Source organism: Fibrobacter sp. UBA3718 (assembly GCF_002371935.1).
Classification (GTDB): domain Bacteria; phylum Fibrobacterota; class Fibrobacteria; order Fibrobacterales; family Fibrobacteraceae; genus Fibrobacter.
Map to the genome: position 1 here is coordinate 213,567 of NZ_DFHR01000022.1, position 17,157 is coordinate 230,723.

Here is a 17,157-nt window from a genome sequence, read left to right on the forward strand (position 1 = left end):
GTTGACCACGGCAAGACCACCCTGGTGGACCAGCTCCTCAAGCAGTGTGGAACCTTCCACGAAGGCGAAGAAGTCAACGAACGCGTGATGGACAGCGACAACCTGGAACGCGAACGCGGCATCACCATCCTCAGCAAGAACACGAGCGTCATGTACAAGGGCTACCGCGTGAACATCGTCGATACCCCGGGGCACGCCGACTTCGGTGGCCAGGTGGAACGCGTTCTCGGTACGGTGGACGGCGTTCTGCTGGTCGTAGACGCATTCGAAGGCCCGATGGCCCAGACCCGCTTCGTGACGCAGAAGGCTCTCGAGCTCGGACTCATCCCCATCGTGGTGGTGAACAAGATCGACCGCGACGGCTGCAACCCGCACGGCGCCCTCGACAAGGTGTTCGACCTCTTCTGCGAGCTCGACGCCAACGAAGAACAGCTCGACTTCGACAAGGTGTTCGGCTCCGGTCGCAAGGGCATCTGCAAGGCCGAGATGGAAGACCCGGACGGCGACTTCAGCATCCTCATGGACAAGATTATCGAGCGCATTCCGGCCCCGAAGGGCGACCCGGCAGCGGAACCGCTCCTGCAGATTGCATCGCTCGAATACTCGACCTTCCTTGGCCGCCTGGCCGTGGGCCGCGTGCAGCAGGGCGTGCTCAAGCCGAACCAGACCTACGCACAGGCCTTTACCGACGGCACCGTGAAGACTGTCCGCCCGCAGAAGATCCTGCGCTACGAAGGCCTCACCCCGAAGCCGGTCGACGAAGCCGGTCCGGGCGAAATCGTGCTTATCGCAGGCCTCGACACGTTCGATATCGGCGATACCATCAGCGCCGCGAACAACCCGAAGCACCTGCCGCGCATCCATATCGACCCGCCGACCATCTCCATGGTTTTCACCGTGAACACCTCGCCCCTCGCCGGCAAGTACGGTGGCAAGTTCATGACGGGTAACCAGCTCCAGGAACGTCTGGAACGCGCCCACATGGCAGACCCCGCCCTCCTCGTCGAGAAGGTCGACGGCGCCTCCACGTTCAAGGTCTCGGGCCGCGGTATTTTGCACCTCACGATTCTCGTCGAGAACATGCGCCGCGAACTTTACGAATTCACCATCGGATCTCCGCAGGTGATTTTCCACAACGACGAGAACGGCAAGCTCCTCGAACCGGTCGAAGACTTCAAGGTCGAAGTCCCGAGCGAATTCAGCGGCGCCTGCATCCAGGAAATCCAGCAGCGCAAGGGCGAAATGGTGAACATGGTCACCGACGATAACGACCGCGTGACGCTCGAGTTCATCGTGCCTTCCCGTGGCCTTATCGGTATCCGCCCGAAGCTCCTCTCGCTCTCGAAGGGTTACGCCGTTACGCAGTCCTTCTTCAAGGAATACCAGCCGTACAAGGGCGAAATCCCGACCCGCATCAACGGCGTGCTTATCGCGAAGGAACCGGGCGAAGCAGCAAGCTACGCGCTTTCGAACCTGGAAGACCGCGGCTACCTCATCATCGGACCGGGTGCGGAAGTTTATCCGGGCATGATTGTGGGCGAACACAACCGCGACGTCGATATCATCGTGAACGTCACGAAGGGCAAGCACCTCACCAACATGCGTTCCAAGTCCGCTGACGACATGATCCAGCTGACCCCGTACCGCCGCATGACTTTGGAAGAATGCGTCACCTTCATCAACGAAGACGAATGCATCGAAGTGACGCCGGAAATCCTCCGCCTCCGTAAGACCGAGCTCGACCCGATCAAGCGCAAGCAGATGTCGAAGCGCCCCGCTGAAGACGACGATTAATAACGAAAGAGGCCCCGCACTGCGGGGCCCTTTTTCTTAACTACACCAAAAACCCGAGACGCCCTTCCCCGCTCTGGAGGAATTCGTCCATGTAATTTTTTGCTATCTGGCATGCTTCCGGCAGGTCGTGCCCTAGCGCCACATTCGATAAGATTGCCGAAGAGAGCACGCAGCCCGTGCCATGTTTTCCCTTGCCGGGGAGCCGCGGGCTCGTAAACTTGTACTGTTTGTCTCCGTACCACAGCGTATCGACAGCTTCTTTCCCTTTCGCATGCCCGCCCTTCAGGAGTACTGCGAAATCCTTGCCCAACTCGACATACCCGCGCGAAGCCGCAAGCCCCAGGCCCAGGTACGCAAATTCGTCCTGGTTCGGGGTCACAAGGTCAATCGACTTCATTACAGGCAGGAACTCGTCCAGTTCCGCATCGCGCATAAAGTGGAACCCCGCACTCGCCGAAGCAATCGGGTCCCACACGATAAACGCGTCTGGAGATTCTTTACGGACAAATTCAACAATCCGCTTCAGGATTTTTGCCTTTTCCACGAGCCCGATTTTCACGTACTTGAACTTGTGCTTTTTATAGAGCGTCGCAAGTTGTGCCTCGATGCGGTCCCAGATGACCCAGCCCGGGGCGATAAACTCTTCCTCGTTCTGTTCGGTTAGGGCCGTGCACACCGCCTGGCCGTACACGCCGAAATGCGCCATCGTCTTGATGTCGGCAACAAAGCCCGCACCGGCGCTTCCGTCGAAGCCCGCCACAGTAAGCGCATGTATCAGTTTATCAGCCATGACCAACCCCCTAGACCATGTAATACCCTATCAAACCCGCGGTCAAAAGGCAAATCAGCACCACTGCAGGCAAAATCGGCTTGCGCATGGATTTCGCACCGAGCGCAAAAACGAGGGCCCCCTTGGTGAGCGTATTGGCAAGGCTTGCGAACAAAAGCGCAAGCACGAGTTCACGCACGCCGAGTCCCGACTTCAGGTTCATGTCGATAACGGAAAACGCCACCGCGTCCATCTCGGCGGCACCCCCCAGGAAGCTGCACGCAAGGAGCGCCCCCGAACCCAGGTAGACGCGAGCCGCATTCGCGACAAACATCACGCAGGTGAACACGATGCCGAATTTGATGGCGGGCAAAAGCTTGAACGGGTTCGAAAAATCCGTACTCTTCTGCCTGTGGTTGCGTGATTCCCGAATCTTGAGATAAAGCGCATACCCGAGCGCGGGCACCACCGGCAAAAGCAACGGCAGCAGCAAGGGCTTTGCCAACGCACCGCTCAAAAAGATGCAGATAAGGTAGAGGCGCACATACATCACCGCCCAGCTGAGCACGATGCCGAGCGTAAAGTCCGAAGCGTAATCCTCGTTCTCGCGGCTGCGGCCCGCAAGGTTGAGTGTAAGCGCGGTACTGCTCGCAAGCCCGCCCAGGAGTCCGGTAAGCCAGATTCCCTTGCCCGGCCCCACGACCTTGATGAGCACGTAGCCCACGAACCCGATGCCCGAGATAAACACGACGAACAGCCAGATCGTATGCGGGTTCAGCACCTCGAGTCCCGGCGGGCCGTAAGCCTGGTTCGGCAGGAACGGCAAAATCAAAGCCGAAATCACTGCGAACTTGACCGTTGCGAGGACATCCTCCTTCGAAAGTTTCTGCGCGAAAGCATGTAGCTGTTCCTTCGCCGACAGCACCCAGAGCATCACGACCATGATGATACAGGATTCAAGCAGGCGGCCGTACCAGCAGATTCCGCCGAGCAGGTAGACGATGACCAGAGCAACACTCGTCGTGATGCCGTCGCCCCCCACCGGAGTATCGCCCAGGCGCGCATCCGGACGACGGTGGCCTATCGCAAACGACACATGCATCGCCATCAGGAGCATGCCCACCACCACGAACCCCGTGATGAACGGAGCCGCGCCACCCATCTGGTCGGAGAGGAGGGCAGCCATGGCCCCCGCAAGCCCCACGAGCGTAAACGTACGCACGCCGGCCGGATGCCGATCCGACTGGTCCGAATACGTATGTTCGCGCTGCATGCCGATAATGAGACCCAAGCCTATCGCAGCCGCCAAACGGTAGAAGATGTTAAAGTCAAGCATAACAGTAATTTACACTCTACATCGCCCAAAGGGATCAAAAACCAGGCAACAGAATGTTCGCCTTTGGAGTATTAGCCCCAAATCAGCCCTACTTGTGGTCGATTCCGGGGGGCGTCGTGAGGTAATAGATGACACACGGGATTACCACGCCAAACACGGTCACCCCCGCGGTCAGGTACACGAACCACTCCCTAACGGCAATGTCGGGCGGGACGAGGAATGTCTTGACCAGCGCGAACGCCACGATTACCAAAAGGCCGGGAATAAGGAACGACATCAGCTTGTTCATACCTTAAAAATAGCACAATTTTGCCACAAAAAGCGACAAAATGCAGGATTAGCCGATAAAATGAAAAAAAATCTGGGCGAAGATAACTTTTTTATTAAAAAAAGCTTATTTTTCAAGCAAGAGAAAATATATGTTTTCAACGATTCTACCAAGGAGTATTCACATGAATCTGAAAAAATTAGCCATGATTGCCATCGCTGGGACGATGGCATTCGGACTTGCCGCCTGTACCGAAGACTCAGGCACGAACGGCAGCATCGACAACGGAAACCACGGCAGCCTCCGCGACCGGGACGGTGACGACAACACTCCTAGCACAGTCGGCCCCAACGGCTATGACTACAAGGATAGCCGCAGCTACCGCGACTACACAGCCGACCTAACCGTCGGAAGCGTGAAGCACTCCGTCGTGCGCATCGGCGACCAGCTCTGGATGGGCGAAAACCTCAACGACCCAAGCGCAGGCCACTGCTACAACGACGACGAGGATTACTGCAAGCGTTTCGGAAGGCTCTACAGCTGGGCAGAGGCGATGAACCTTGACAATCGCTATAATTATGAGGACGCCACCCTCAAGATCAAGAACAAGCACCAGGGCATCTGCCCCGAGGGCTGGCGCATCCCCACCTCGAACGACTTCAAAAAAATGCTAGACTTCATCTTCTATGACTACGACCACGGCGATATCGCCCAGGACAACGGATTCGACGAGAATGATGACATCTCGGGCATCCAGTTGAAATCGACGAACTTCGACGCCTATGACGACGTGCTTTGGAATTCCAAGAATGGAGTCCCGGGCGAAGACACCTACGGTTTCTACGGTATCGGCACAGGCTATGGAGACACCTATCTCGGAGAGGACGACTACGGCGATACCGTCTACACCTATGAATATTCCGGAATCGCTGAATTTACGAAATTCTGGACGGCTACTCCCGTCGACGGAGCCGATGGCGCCGAAGTGTTCATCCTCACGTTCGAAGACAGAACCATGTCCTCCTCTTGGGAATACAAGGAAGACCTTTACCCCGTCCGCTGCATGAAGGACTTCTAACCCGGGCCCCACAAGCATCTTTCAAAGGTTCCGCCCGCGCGGGGCCTTTTTTATTTTGTAACTTTATACTTGTAAAAATTTAACCCCAATTCATGGAATCTACTATGAGCATCAAAGATTACCTCGCCGGCGCAAAACAGGCCGGTTCCGTCCAGAAGCTGATGACCCCGGGCCTCGCCGTGGAATTTATCCAGCCCTGGTACACCCCGCTTTCTACGACCCCTTCTACCACGGGTATTGCTGTCGGCGGTATCGGCTCGACATTCACCGCCACGCCTGCTGGCACCACTCCCGTGATGAACGTGATGCCGGGTGTGCAGGTCCGCACCGAGAAGCCCTCCGACCTCCGCTTCAACAACTTCTTCTTCCGCGAATCCGTGATTGGCGCGAAGGCCGCGCTTGAAATCGGCGACTTCGCCGGCTTCACGCAGATGCTCGCCAAGTACCCGCTCGTAGACGCGAAGGGCGAAGCACTCTTCAGCGCAGCAGAACTTGCCAACCAAAAGAAGGCCGAGGCCAAGCTCAACAAGGCCATCGCCGAAAAGGATTTCTTCAAGAACAACGCAGCCGCATTTGAACGCTGGCACATCGAATGGAGCGACCGCACCGCCGCCCTCCTGAACAAGGCCGGTGCCGAACTCAACCGCAGCGCCGTCATTGACTTCTTCAACGGTGTCGTTGGCGAAAAGGTTGTGCGTCAGGGCGCACTCACCGCCGCGTGGGCAAACGACAATGTATTCCTGGGCCAGGCCGGTTACGATGCCGCCAAGATGCAGTACGCCGCCCTCTATCCGGTGAGCGAAACCAAGTACGAAGGCAAGGGCATCTCGATTACCAAGACCCAGTCCAGCTACGTGACCCCGGGTGACGAACGCCTCTCCAGCCTCCCCGTGAACGCGACCGTGTTCACTCTCGAAAATACCACCAAGGAAACCCGCGAAATCACGATTGTGCAGGTGCAGGACTGCATCGCCGGCTACATGGCCAAGAAGGACCGCCAGGGCGTTCAGGATTCGAGCTTTGTGCTCGTGCCCGCCGCACGCTTCCCGAAGGGCGTCAAGTTTGAGAAGCAGGCCAAGGACGGTCGCGAAGTCCGCGGTCTCGAATTCTACAACGAAAAGCCGCTCGCCGAAAGCGACTTCAACGGTTGCATGGGCGTGTCCGTCGCCTGGAACAAGAAGGATAACCTGAACGTTTCCGTGAAGCCGATGTTCTACCAGGATGACGCAGCCTCCGTGCTGAAGGGCGCTCTCCGCAGCGGCCGCGTTTGCGAAGCCTGGGTCAAGAACGTTTACAGCGGCCGCGAAACGATGGCCGGTGCCGTTGCCGTTACCGCGGTTCTCAAGCCGAAGCAGAAAGTCAGCTTCCAGTTCAACCTGGTGCTCGACTTCCCCGAAATCAAGCTGAACAAGCTTACTTCCGCCAAGAAGTACACCGCCTTCTTCCCCGAAGCTTATGGCCGCGTGGGCGCCATCCTCGAAGAAGCCCTCGCCGCCGACAAGAACTTTGACGCTCGCCTCAAGGCATTCGAAGCCCTCGTTCCGAAGAAGGCCGTGGCCAAGCTCTACAAGACTGCCGCCAAGCAGGACGAATTCAAGAGCCTCGCCCTCAACACGCTCAGTTTCCTCGCCGAAGCCACCGTGTGGGACAAGGACGACCGTTTCCTGGTTCGTGAATGCGCCGACTATCCGTTCTTCAACTCGCTGGACGTTTACTTCTACGGCAGCTTCAGCCTGATGGCCCTGATGCCGCGCCTCGACGGCGTGGTGATGAAGCGCTTCGGTGATGCGATTCTCGCCGTGAACGACAACCGTCGCCGTCACCACGAATACGTGAACCACCCGTTCGCCGACCTCCCGGATTCGAAACTGGAAGGCCCGCGCGCCGTGCGTGGCGCCGTAATTCACGACCTCGGAAGCCCCTTCGACGCCGAACCCGATGCCTACGACTGGCACAACGTGAAGGAATGGAAGGATCTCGCTCCGAAGTACGTGCTGATGGTTCTCCGTCATTATGTGAAGACGCAGGATATCGAAAACCTGAAGGACTGCAAAGAAGCCGTCTACGCCGCCATGCAGTACCTCGAAAAGATGGTGAACGAAGGTGAAAACTTCCCGCTCACCCACGGTACCGACGACACCTTCGACAACCTCTCCAGCCACGGCATTTCCGTGTACTGCGGTAGCCTCTGGATTGCAGGCCTCCGCGCCGCCGCCAAGATTGCCGAAATCCTCGGCGATAAGGCTCAGGCCGACACCTGGAACGCCAAGGCCGACGCCGCCAACAAGGAATTCGATGAAGCATTGTGGGACGAAGCCGAAGGCTACTACCACTTCTTCGTGACTCCGATGGAAGCGAAGGATGTGGTTGCAGACAAGCTCCCGCAACTGGCCGACGCCATCAAGGACACGCTCGTTATCGACGGCACCAACGTGAAGGCCGCCCTCAAGACCATCAACGAATGGCTCAACTCGGGCGAAATCCCGAGCGACGTGGAACTTTCGAAGAACGAACTTCGCGGCCTCAAGAAGGCTTGGCTCACCGCCCAGTGCAAGGACGCCTTTACCGCCAGCTGGAATGCAAAGATTGCAAACGACTGCGACGATGTATTTGCCGACACGATGCTCGCCGACACCTACCTCCGTCTGCTCGGCCTCAAGCCCATCAGCGACGAGAAGAAGGCGAAGGCAAACCTGCTCCGCATATTCAACACGAACTACAAGGCCAACAGCCCGCTCATCGGTGCCGCAAACCTTGTGCGCAAGGACGGCTCACCGCTCGACGAATTCAACTTCCAGGCTCACGACGTGTGGATCGGTATCCAGTACAGCATCATGTGCGCCATGATGCACCACGGCCTCGAAAAGCAGGCTGCCGACATGGGCGATTCCATGATCCGCAACCTCTACGAAGAAGCCCGCATCCCGTTTGCCGCACCGGAAGGATTCAACGGTTCCTGCCGCCTGCACCCGGAAGCTCTGGTGAAGGCCTTCGGCCTCAGCGCTACCGCCGCCGACAAGATGCACAAGGAACTCCTGAAGAAGGGCGCCCTGCTTGCAGACTCCCGCATCAGCCCGAAGCTCCCGCGCAACCTGCCCGCCTTTGTGAAGGCATTCGGCAGCATCGCGAAGGCCAACAAGGTTGAAGCAAGCGCACTGTTCATGCTGCTCCACAGCACGGCACTCAAGTACACCGCCGGTAAGTACTTTAGGCCGGGTATGGTGTTCGCCTTGCTTTACTAGTGTTTAGCTTCAGAGATGAGCTCGCACGCGAACAAGGACTTGGCCTTCGGCCTCGATTGTTTGTTTAGTGGTTTGTCTCTTCTGCATGATTACAGCAGCAAGCTCCGTTTTTTTCGGATATAAAAAAGAGGTGTCCCGAGCGGGACACCTCTTTTTATTCATTTCTACTCGAACACTTTCTTTTTGCGCTGGTCACGACCAATCAGCACGAGGCTCACGACCACACCGGCGAGCAGTGCCACCGAGGTGAAAATCCATGCGGTAGAATGTCCGCAGGTTACCTGGAAGAACAGCACCGAGAGACTCCAGCCGATAACCGTCTGGAGCACCATCATGAGCGTTCCGTAAAAGCGGCCAAGCTCGCGGAAGGCAGTCCCCATGGCAGCAAGGCACGGCACATAGAGCAAGATGAACAGCAGGTAGGCCAGCACCTGGAAACGCCCGAGATTGAAATGCGCCTGCATCGTCTTGTACGCGCCTTCATTTCCGGCACTTTCGGATTCATCAATCGCATCCTTGACGCCCAGCGGGTTTGCAATCGAGGTGAAGACTTCTACCAGGTTCGCCGGGACACTCACGAGAGCATCTTTCACCGTAGATTTCAGGCTAAAGCCTTCGTCCGCGGCGGTTTCTTCCGGAGCCGAGTCGCCCGAGCCCTCGATGGCATACAGCGAGTTGAGCGTTCCGACAATCGCTTCCTTCGCAAAAAGCCCCGTAAAGAGCGCAACAGATGCGGGCCAGTTGTCGCGTTCGACACCGAAGGGCTCGAACACCGGCGTAATCACCGTCCCCACGGCACTCAGCACCGACTTTTCGTTATTGTCGTTACCGAAACTTCCGTCAGTACCGACAGAGCCCATAAAGCCAAGCACCGTCACCATAATGAGCACGACCTTACCCGCGCGGAAAACGAATTCCTTGAGGCGGAGCCATGCGTGGCGGAAAAGGTTGCGCACCTTGGGCAAATGGTAAGGCGGCAGTTCCATGATAAACGTTGATTCCTTGCCCATGAAAACCGTATGGCGCAAGAGCAGGCCGTAAATCAGAGCAATCACGATGCCCGTCAGGTAAATTCCGAACACGAGCGTCCCTGCGCTTTCGCCGAAGAACGCCGCACCGAACAGCGCATACACCGGAAGGCGCGCGCCGCAGCTCATGAACGGCACCAGGAACAAAGTAAGGAACCTTTCGCGCTTGTTTTCGAGCGTACGCGTGCCCATGAGCGCCGGCACCGAGCAGCCAAAGCCCACAATCATCGGCACGAACGCCTTGCCCGGGAGCCCGAGGAATCGCATAAAGCGATCCGCCACGAACGCCGCACGCGACATATAGCCGGAATCCTCGAGGAACGAAAGGCAAAGGAACATGAAGAAGATGACCGGAATGAACGTCGACACCGTTTGGATGCCCGTACCGATGCCGTTCGCCAAGAGCGCCACGACAACGCCCGGCGCGCCAACCTTCGTCAGGAGTTCCGTCATGCCGTCCACGAAAATTCCACCGAACAAAATGTCGAAGAAATCAATAAACGCGCTACCGACTTTCACCGCAAACCAGAACACCAGATACATGGCAATAAGGAAAAGCGGAATTCCCAAGATGCGGTTCAAGAAGAGTTTGTCGAGCTTGTCAGTTCGCGTGCGCTTGGTAGTATTGTCGCGGATGACCGCCTTCGCGATGTCGCGTGCGTAGGAGTAGCGTGAATCGGCCAGCGCAAATTCCACCTCTTCGCCCAAATCCTCCTCAATCTTGTCGTGCGGAATTTCGACACCGAGTTCGTCGGCAAGTTCCAGCACGCGTCCGCTATGCTCCAGGTATTGCACCGCCGTCCAGCGCGGGCTTGCGCCGAGCTTGTCGGCTACGGGCTTGAGCGGCACAGAAATTTCTTCAATCAGCTTTTCCAGGACTTCGGAATGCTTGACCGCCTTCGGGAGCGGGAGTTCGCGGCTATTGTGCAGTAGCTTGTGCAAGTCGTTCACGAATCCTTCGCAGCTCTTGGGCGAAACCGCCGTGAGGCCAATCGCCGTCACGCCGAGGATTTCTTCGAGCTTGTGCAGGTCCACATGGATGCCGCGGCTCGCCGCGATGTCCATCATGTTCACCGCCAGGACCATCGGCACGCCCTTTTCCATCAGCTGGCTCGTGAGGAACAGGTTGCGTTCCAGGTTCGTAGCATCCAAGATATTCACCACCAGGTCCGCTTCGCCCTTGAGCAGGTAATCGAGAGCGGCACGCTCGTCTTCGGAGTTTGCAAACAGCGCGTAAATACCCGGCAAGTCCACCACGCGAATCGTGTGGTTATCGAGTTTGAACTGGCCCTCCTTCTTTTCAACAGTCACGCCCGGCCAGTTGCCCACAATCTGGTTCGAGCCGGTCAGCGAGTTGAACAGAGCGGTCTTTCCGCAGTTCGGGTTACCCGCAATCGCAATCGTGAAAACTTCTTTCTCGATAGGCATTAGACTCTCCTCAACTTGAGCACGTTGGCTTCTTGTTTACGGAGCGAAAGCCTGTACGAAAGCACGCTCACCTCGACCGGGTCGCCGAGCGGGGCCACCTGCAAAACCTGCAGCACCACGCCGCGCACAAGCCCCATCGATAAAAGCTTGGACTTGTACTGAGAATCACCCGTGTTGTATCCAATAATTTCGGCCTTGTCGCCTTTTTTAAGGTCCGAAAACTTCGGTTCGTTATTCATACACCAACGATTTACTTTTTCGTAGATTTAGCGGCAGTCTTCGACTTTTTCGCCGTCGCACCCGTATTGGGGGAATTCACAAATTCTTCGATTTTTTCAAGCGTCTCCGCCGAAAGAATGTGCTCCATGCAGCAGGCGTCCTTGTCGGCAATCACCTCGGACACGCCGAGCTTGATCAGGAACCCCTTCAGCAGAATGTGACGGTTCAGAATCTGAGACGCCACAAGCGCACCTTCCGACGTGAGTTCGATGCCACTGTAAGGCTCCTGCGTCACAAGGCCCAGTTTCTTGAGTTCGATTACCGCCTTGGCCACCGACGGCATCTTCACCTTGAGCGCCGCCGCAATGTCGCGGACACGGGCAATCCCGTTCGCAAGGCGCAGCATGTGCACCATTTCCAAGTAGTCTTCAAGGCTCTGGCTTAACTTTACTTGTTCCATAGGACGGCTCCGATTAGACAAAACACACCTTATATATTAGTCAACGCTAAATTTAGAAAGCCTCGGCTAATTAGTAAAGGCTAAACTCTGGGAAATGGGGGTAAAAAAGCGTAAAACACAGATTTCAACCGCCTGCGGGGGCCTTTTTTTTCAAAAATTTCTGTTTTTTCACAAATTGTCATAATATGACAATCATGAAATGTATATTTGACATCATAAACACTTTACCCCGCCTTTTTTGCTTGTAGGCGGAAGGAGATTCATGTGGAATTTGAAAAATTTGTTGCTTTATTCCCGAAATATAATTATATTATAATTATCCTAGGGGGTTCTATATGCAAATAGAATTCCAGTGGGATGAACGAAAGAACGCTCTAAATCAGAAAAAACATGGCATTTCCTTTGATGAAGCCAAAACATGTTTTGAAGATGAGCATGCAAGGGTTTTCTTTGATGTTGAACATTCTAGAAACGAGGATCGTTCCATTTTGATAGGTTTATCATCGGTTTTACGAACGCTTGTCGTTGTTTTTACGGAACGAAACGCAAGTGATTCAGAACATGTGGTGAATCGTATTATTAGTGCCCGCAAGGCAACAAAGAAAGAATTTCAGTACTATTGGAACGAGAGAAAAGGAGATGTCTTATGAAGAAAGAATATGATTTCTCGAAAATGAAGCCCGTCAAGAATCCCTATGCCAAGGTTCTTAAGAAGCAGGTTACAATCAGACTGAATTCAAATACCATCGACTATTTCAAGGAAATGGCAAAAGAAGTCGGGATTCCATACCAAGTCTTGATAGATTCTTATTTGACAGACTGCGCTGTTACCCGGCGCAAGCTAAACATACGTTGGCAATGAACGCTCGCGTTGCAAAAAAAAATGAAGAAAAAGGACCGCGGCAATGACGCCACAGTCCTTTTTTGCGCATTATATGAAGTAATTAGAAACTGAATACGGTTTCGAGACCGAAGCGCAGCGCAGTATCGTCCTCGTTATCCTGCACGGGAATGTCCACCATGCCGAAGGCCATGATTTCGAGGTTTTCCACCGGCGTAATGTAGGCGCGGGCACCGACATCGAATGTAGCGGCGGAATCATCGTCATCATCCATGGTATTGGTGTGGTATTCTACAGGAATGCCGAGCTTGATGAATTCTGCAAGCTTGAAGGCAGGCTCGGCATACACGAAGAAGTATTCCGGAATTTCGCCGTTATCAAGGTCGCTCGCATCTTCGGCGGCATCGCCCCTATCGACGATGGCATAGAAGGCGGTCGTCTTGATATCGAACATGCCCACTTCAAAAGTCGGCTCGACCAAGAAGGCATGGGCGGTAGAAGTCCAGTCCTGACCATCAACCACGTCGCCGTCGTCACCCAGATAATCAGCATGGAAGCCGTACACAGCCCTGAAACCAAAGCCACCGATATTCAGACCAGCCTCAACACCGGCATGGAATTCGTTGTGCTGAACCGTCTGGAAGCTCTTGTAGTCAACGAATGGACGCAGGTGCTGACCGGCATAGTCGAATTCGTAAGCTGCGTGAATGTCGTAGACCTTCGCGCCATCGTCATCAGCAAAGTCGTTATCGCCACGACCGAAACCGAATCCAAGCACAAGGCCCGCCAAGTCAATTTCAAGACCGCGAATATCGTGTTCCTTCATGCCCGCAGCATTGTCGGCCGGATCGTCGTAGCCGTAGTAAGCATTGAACGCGCCTTCCGAGGTGAGTTCGATGCCACTGTAAGGCTCCTGCGTCACAAGGCCCAGCTTCTTGAGTTCGATTACCGCCTTGGCAACCGACGGCATCTTGACCTTGAGCGCCGCCGCAATGTCGCGGACACGGGCAATCCCGTTCGCAAGGCGCAGCATGTGCACCATTTCCAAGTAGTCTTCAAGGCTCTGGCTTAACTTTACTTGTTCCATAGTACGGCTCCGATTAGACAAAACACGCCTTATATATTAGTCACCACTAAATTTAGAAAGCCATGGCTAATTAGTAAAGGCTAAATTACGGGAAATGGGTGGAATTTTCCTATTTATGCGATGAACGGCTTATATATACTCTTGAGTAAATAACTTTGGCATAAATATAATCTTCCACAAAAGAGCCAATCCTCACAACAAAGGGCTTGTTTGCATAGGTAGTGTCAAGGGTTTTTCGCAAAAATAGTTTGTTCCAACATCAGATTTAGGCTACATTTCCTTTCTTTCTGCTCTTTTCCAGTTCCCGTTTCAGTTCGTTTTCCTTTTCCTGCTCGTATAGGTGTTTCATGTTCAGGTACCTCTTGGTACCCCATTCCTTCGAAGCGACATGCCTTAGCCTTGCGCAGACAAGCATAAGGGCCGATTCCCCGTCCGGGAAGCAGCCGACAACACGAGTCCTTCTGCGTATCTCGCGATTCAGCCGTTCGAGGATGTTGTTCGTCCGGATATTGCGCCAGTGCTGGCTGGGGAACTCGAGGTATGTCAGCGTTTCGCCAACTCCCTTCGCGTACATGTCCGCGGCCGAGTTCAGCTTCATCTCGCGCAACTTGCGTTCAACGTCCTTGACCTTGGCTAGCGTGGCTTCGCGGTCCTCCTGGGCGTAGGTGGCCTTGAGCAGGGCGGCCACTGCGGCGAACTTGTTGCGTGGCACCTTCGTGAACACGTTCCTGAAGAAGTGAACCGTACAGCGCTGCCATTTAACATCCGGGAAGACCTCCGATGCGGACTCCAGGAAGCCCAGGTGCTTGTCCGAGGTGAACAGCCGCACCCCCTTCAAGCCGCGTTCCTTCAGGCCTAGCAGGAACGATTTCCAGCATTCCTTGCTCTCGCTCGCACCTTCCGCCGCGCCGAGGATTTCGCGGTAGCCGTCGCCGTTCACGCCTATGGCCACAAGCACCGACACGCTGGTCATTTCGCCTCCCCAGCTGCGCTTCAGGTAGATGCCGTCCACGAACACGTAGGGGTATTCGCCGGAGAGTGGTCTGTTGCGCCACTCCTCGATCTTGCCGTACACCTTCTGGTTCAGGTTGCTGACCGTTGAGGCGCTTACGCGGGAGCCCCACAGGAGTTCGGTGACGTCCTCTACGCGGCGAACGGATACGCCCGCAAGGTACATCTCGATGAGCGATTCCTCCACGGACGATTCCCTGCGCCGGTAGCGCTCTATGATGGCCGTCTCGAACGGGGCCAGGCGCAGTTTTGGTACGGCGATGTCGAGCTCTCCCGCGCCCGTGAGGAGTTTCCTGTGGTAGTGGCCGCTGCGGTAGTTCCTGCGGCCTTCGGAGCGTTCGTGCTTCTCGGCATTGCAGAGGCTTGCCGCCTCCTCGTCCAGCATCGCGTTGAGCGTGTCCTCGACAGTGCCCCGGATGAGCGTTTTCAGGTCGTCCCTGAGTCCGGCTTCGTCGATTTTGATTATATTTCTTTCCATAGGATGGTCCTTTTTTTTGTGTTTGATTTGTGGTTATTTCAAATCTAAAAATTGGAACATCCTATTTTTTTACCCCCTTAGTGGAATTTGCGAAAGAAAATATACGTTACCTTTGCATAAAAAATACAATTAGATTTTGGGGAGTCCTTGGCTTTTTAGCATAGGTATGCATTGAATATTTTTAATGAAAAACAACTTCTTTTCAATCTAAACTGATGTTGTCAAAACCAGGGATAAGAACGGTTAGAGCGGCTTCCGTTATACCACCTTGGAATTTTTCCATATTCTTCCAGCAATGATTTTTTGAACATGTCCTCCATTTCTACGTCAATAGCGACATTCCATCTGCTAATGTCCCCATTGAATTTGGAATGAACAAACATACGATACATATTTCTTACGTTCGAAACATCCCAATTACTAATGTCACCTTGAAAATCTGAATTGGCAAACATCCCTCCCATATCAGTCACATGTGAAACATCCCATTTACTTATATCGCCATTAAAATGTGAATAAGCAAATAAGCCATTCATATTTGTTACACGGGAAATATCAACGCAATTGAGATTGCATTTTTCTCCTCTTTGCGATACAATGGCATCTATCAATTCTTTCAAGTGACGCCCATTCTTGGCAACAAACAATCCTGCGGAGCCCTCTGATTTTTTTATTCTTTCAAGATGAATTTTATCCAACCATAATTTAGCTTTTCCCGACCTCTCATATCGAGAATATGCAAAAATTTGATCTATGCTACATTCGTCACTCACATTCCATTTGCCTATATCTCCATTGAATTGTGAATGGAGAAACATACCATCCATACTATATACTTTGGAAACATTCCAACAACTGATGTCCCCATCAAATTTAGAATTGAAAAACATGAACGACATTAACGTCACATTTGAAACATTCCAACTACCAATGTCACCATTAAATTGCGAACCGGAAAACATTCCATACATGTTGGTTACATTTAAAACATTCCAATGACTGATATCTCCATTAAACAAAGATGCGCGAAACATCCCCTCCATATCATCCACATTCACCACATTCCATTGGCTAATATCACCATTAAATATCGCACCATCAAACATTCCTCCCATAAAAGTCACATTTGACACATCCCAACAGCTGATATCACCATTGAACAAAGAATTGCAGAACATTCCTTCCATAGATATCACATTCGACACATTCCATTGGCTAATATCGCCATTGAATTTAGAACCAGAAAACATGCCGGACATATACTTTACATTCGACACATCCCATTGACTAATATCACCATTAAAAACAGACTCTAGAAATAATTCATTCATATCCGTAATATTGGATACATCAATAAAATTCAGGTCACATTTGGGGCCATACTTCTCAATTGCATCGTCAATCAGTTGCTTAAGGTGTGCATTGTCCTTCGCCACAACTTTTGTACGAATTGACACATAACAAGTCATATTATTTTTCGAACAGGGTTCTAAATAAATTCCGAGCCATCAGCCATCAATGGGGCTTTAATCTGGATACCATCAGCAAAAATTTTTAACTTTGGAATTATGCCTTCAATAGAATCAGTTTCATAGCTGTCACGAAGGAATTTTTCTTTGTCAGTATTATTGGGCATATTCTCGTAGGTTGCGAATTTTTCTTCCATCAAATTCTTAATTGAAAGCAATGCTTCATTTCTTATTTCCCTATAAAGGAGATTCGTCAATTCGATTGCATTTACAAAATCCAAATGTATTTCATCATCTTCATGTGGATGTTTTACCGTTTCAAACAATCCAATTAATTTTTTTGCAGAACATCCTTCACTTTGGTCACGAAGCCCTAATGTGAATGAACGGAAGCCATTCTTGCCATTTGTAAGTAAATGTGGATACTCACGTTGCCAAAATGTCGAATCAAGAATCATCCTATTTCCACAATGGGGGCAAGCATTTTCGGAAGGGCACAATACACCTATCTTTACAAAATTTAGTCGAAGATCCCCCGCTATTTCATAGAAATCTTCATTAACAGAAATAGTCTTGCTGCATTTAGAGCATTCAATGTCAACATTTTGCGACCATCTTTCCATAAGCACAACCCTTTATTTCGTTAGAT

At 53.0% G+C, this 17,157-nt stretch carries 15 protein-coding genes; 5 read left to right on the forward strand and 10 right to left on the reverse strand.

The genetic code is table 11. The features are described 5' to 3' along the window. Window positions 1-1,794: translational GTPase TypA (gene typA / locus B4A77_RS09150; RefSeq protein ID WP_290740093.1), on the forward strand; the 1,794-nt coding region annotated here is incomplete at its 5' end. Window positions 1,795-1,834: 40 nt separating this feature from the next. Here the strand turns inward: typA and B4A77_RS09155 are convergent. The 3 genes from B4A77_RS09155 to B4A77_RS09165 all read right to left on the reverse strand — a co-directional run bounded on the left by B4A77_RS09155 (window position 1,835) and on the right by B4A77_RS09165 (window position 4,188). Then, window positions 1,835-2,584 (reverse strand): hydroxymethylpyrimidine/phosphomethylpyrimidine kinase, encoded by a 750-nt coding sequence (locus tag B4A77_RS09155; RefSeq protein WP_290730514.1) that lies wholly within the window; start codon window positions 2,582-2,584, stop codon window positions 1,835-1,837. Window positions 2,585-2,594: 10 nt separating this feature from the next. After that, window positions 2,595-3,899, reverse strand: a complete 1,305-nt coding sequence (locus B4A77_RS09160; RefSeq protein WP_290730516.1) for an MgtC/SapB family protein — start codon at window positions 3,897-3,899, stop codon at window positions 2,595-2,597. A gap of 88 nt (window positions 3,900-3,987) precedes the next feature. Beyond that, on the reverse strand, window positions 3,988-4,188 hold the full coding sequence (locus B4A77_RS09165) for a hypothetical protein (RefSeq protein WP_173366857.1): 201 nt from the start codon (window positions 4,186-4,188) through the stop codon (window positions 3,988-3,990). A 163-nt stretch (window positions 4,189-4,351) separates the two neighbouring features. On the opposite strand from B4A77_RS09165, the gene B4A77_RS09170 reads away from it, so the two are divergent. Further along, the gene (locus B4A77_RS09170) at window positions 4,352-5,245 is read left to right on the forward strand and encodes an FISUMP domain-containing protein (protein WP_290730520.1); all 894 of its coding nucleotides are present in this window, start codon (window positions 4,352-4,354) and stop codon (window positions 5,243-5,245) included. Between the two features lie 104 nt (window positions 5,246-5,349). Continuing rightward, window positions 5,350-8,487 carry a GH116 family glycosyl hydrolase gene (locus tag B4A77_RS09175; RefSeq protein ID WP_290740095.1) on the forward strand — a complete coding sequence of 1,046 codons (3,138 nt, stop codon included), beginning with the start codon at window positions 5,350-5,352 and terminating at the stop codon, window positions 8,485-8,487. Between the two features lie 164 nt (window positions 8,488-8,651). Here B4A77_RS09175 and feoB read toward each other — a convergent pair whose 3' ends face one another. The 3 genes from feoB to B4A77_RS09190 are packed head-to-tail and all read right to left on the reverse strand — an operon-like array spanning window position 8,652 to window position 11,622. After that, window positions 8,652-10,943, reverse strand: coding sequence for a Fe(2+) transporter permease subunit FeoB (gene feoB, locus B4A77_RS09180; RefSeq protein ID WP_290740097.1), 2,292 nt, complete (start codon window positions 10,941-10,943; stop codon window positions 8,652-8,654). Next, window positions 10,943-11,182, reverse strand: coding sequence for a FeoA family protein (locus B4A77_RS09185; protein WP_290740100.1), 240 nt, complete (start codon window positions 11,180-11,182; stop codon window positions 10,943-10,945). The genes feoB and B4A77_RS09185 overlap by 1 nt, the downstream gene beginning before the upstream one ends. 11 nt (window positions 11,183-11,193) lie before the next feature. Next, entirely contained in the window at window positions 11,194-11,622 is a 429-nt protein-coding gene (locus B4A77_RS09190) for a metal-dependent transcriptional regulator (RefSeq protein ID WP_290740103.1), read from the reverse strand. A 335-nt stretch (window positions 11,623-11,957) separates the two neighbouring features. Here B4A77_RS09190 and B4A77_RS09195 point away from each other — a divergent pair, with 335 nt between their 5' ends. Together B4A77_RS09195 and B4A77_RS09200 are read left to right on the forward strand one after the other, a co-directional pair. After that, the gene (locus tag B4A77_RS09195; RefSeq protein WP_290740106.1) at window positions 11,958-12,272 is read left to right on the forward strand and encodes a BrnT family toxin; all 315 of its coding nucleotides are present in this window, start codon (window positions 11,958-11,960) and stop codon (window positions 12,270-12,272) included. Continuing rightward, window positions 12,269-12,484 carry a CopG family antitoxin gene (locus tag B4A77_RS09200; RefSeq protein ID WP_290740109.1) on the forward strand — a complete coding sequence of 72 codons (216 nt, stop codon included), beginning with the start codon at window positions 12,269-12,271 and terminating at the stop codon, window positions 12,482-12,484. Before B4A77_RS09195 ends, B4A77_RS09200 begins: the two co-directional genes overlap by 4 nt. 82 nt (window positions 12,485-12,566) lie before the next feature. Here B4A77_RS09200 and B4A77_RS09205 read toward each other — a convergent pair whose 3' ends face one another. The 4 genes from B4A77_RS09205 to B4A77_RS09220 all read right to left on the reverse strand — a co-directional run bounded on the left by B4A77_RS09205 (window position 12,567) and on the right by B4A77_RS09220 (window position 17,131). Further along, the gene (locus tag B4A77_RS09205; protein ID WP_290740111.1) at window positions 12,567-13,550 is read right to left on the reverse strand and encodes a metal-dependent transcriptional regulator; all 984 of its coding nucleotides are present in this window, start codon (window positions 13,548-13,550) and stop codon (window positions 12,567-12,569) included. A gap of 265 nt (window positions 13,551-13,815) precedes the next feature. Next, the gene (locus B4A77_RS09210) at window positions 13,816-15,039 is read right to left on the reverse strand and encodes an IS256 family transposase (RefSeq protein WP_290740113.1); all 1,224 of its coding nucleotides are present in this window, start codon (window positions 15,037-15,039) and stop codon (window positions 13,816-13,818) included. A 221-nt stretch (window positions 15,040-15,260) separates the two neighbouring features. Further along, the gene (locus tag B4A77_RS09215) at window positions 15,261-16,496 is read right to left on the reverse strand and encodes a BspA family leucine-rich repeat surface protein (RefSeq protein ID WP_290740116.1); all 1,236 of its coding nucleotides are present in this window, start codon (window positions 16,494-16,496) and stop codon (window positions 15,261-15,263) included. Window positions 16,497-16,528: 32 nt separating this feature from the next. Further along, the gene (locus B4A77_RS09220) at window positions 16,529-17,131 is read right to left on the reverse strand and encodes a hypothetical protein (protein WP_290740119.1); all 603 of its coding nucleotides are present in this window, start codon (window positions 17,129-17,131) and stop codon (window positions 16,529-16,531) included. Window positions 17,132-17,157: the final 26 nt, after the last annotated feature.